The following is a 1447-nucleotide window of genomic DNA, read 5'->3' as shown; positions in this document are numbered from 1 at the left end:
TGTCCGTGTGGCCGGACCCGTAGCCGTCCAGCCAGGCCTTCCAGGAGCCGCCGTGGCTCGCCTGGCCCCGGTCGGTGTCGACCGTGCCGGGTGTCGCCGTCCAGGGCTGCGCCGCGCCGCTCTCGAAGCCGGCGTTGCCGAGCAGGTGCGCGGAGGGGCAGGGGCTGTTGGCGTCGGTGACGGCCCAGGTGAAGGTGGTGCTCGCGGTCGCGCCGGAGGGGAAGGTGGCGGTCACCGTCACGGTCGTCGATCCGGTGGTGCCGGGTGTGCCGGTGATCCTGCCGGTGGCGGCGTCGAGCGCGAGGCCGTCCGGGAGGTGGTCCGCCGTGTAGGCGGGCGTGCCGGAGCCTCCCGCGGTCGGGACCAGCAGGTCGACCGCGGTGCCGAGCGCGGTGACCTGGTCGCCCGGATGCGTGAGCGAGGGGGCCGTGGGCACGGCGGTTCCGACGTTGACGGCGCTCCAGGCGGCGGCGACGGCGGTGTACTCGCCGCTGCCGGCGCCGTAGAGGTCCTCGGCCGCGTGCAGGGTCGCGGTGCGGGCGCCGGCGTAGTTGGTGGTGGAGGTCATGTAGGCGGTCAGCGCCCGGTACCAGATGGCGGCGGCCTTGTCCCGGCCGATCCCGGTGAGCGTGGAGTGGTCGTAGGTCGGGCTGTCGTACGCGACGCCGTTGACGGTCTTCGCGCCACTGCCCTCGGAGAGCAGGTAGAAGAAGTGGTTGGCGACGCCGGAGGAGTAGTGGACGTCGATGCCGCCGAGGCCCCGGCGCCAGTAGTCGGCGGAACGGCCGTCCTTGGACGGCTTGTCCATGAAGCGCAGCGGGGCGCCGTCCCCGTGGAGGTCGATCTTCTCGCCGATCAGGTAGTCGGGGGTGTCGGCGGGCAGGTCGGCGTGGAACTCCACCATGGTGCCGAGGATGTCGCTGGTCGCCTCGTTCAGGCCGCCGGACTCGCCCGAGTAGTTGAGGTTGGCGGTGGCGGCGGTGACGCCGTGGGTCATCTCGTGGCCCGCCACGTCGACGGAGGTCAGCGGGTGGGTGTTGCCGTCGCCGTCGCCGAAGGTCATGCAGAAGCAGTCGTCGTCCCAGAACGCGTTGACGTATCCGTTGCCGTAGTGGACCCGGCTGGACGCGCCGACCCCGTCACCGCGGATGCCCGCGCGGCCGAAGGTGTTCTTGTAGAAGTCCCAGGTCGCCGCGACGCCGAAGTGCGCGTCGACGGCCGCGGACTCGCGGTTGGACGGCAGGCCGTCGCCCCAGTTGTCGGTCGGCCGGGCGAAGGGGGACCCGTCGCTGGGGGCTCCGTTGCCCATGTCGGTGGTGTAGGTGCCGCCGCGCGTTCCGTCCTTGAGCTGGTAGCCGGAGTCGGTCGGGGTGGTGCCGATCGGGACTTCGCCGACGTGGACGCCGTGGCCCGTGCCGGTCTGCACGCCCTCGAAGGTCCGGATCAC

1 protein-coding gene is annotated in these 1447 nt (G+C 72.4%); it reads right to left on the bottom strand.

The annotated features are described in order from the left end of the window. Positions 1 to 1447, bottom strand: a 1447-nt coding sequence (locus tag PUR61_RS00675; protein ID WP_329874510.1) for a M4 family metallopeptidase, incomplete at both ends; no start/stop codon positions are given.

Origin of the sequence: Streptomyces sp. BE20 (genome assembly GCF_036322525.1) — a bacterium.
Classification (GTDB): Bacteria; Actinomycetota; Actinomycetes; order Streptomycetales; family Streptomycetaceae; genus Kitasatospora.
Note: the sequence above shows the minus strand (reverse complement) of the source record. Positions and strands in the feature narration are given on the sequence as shown.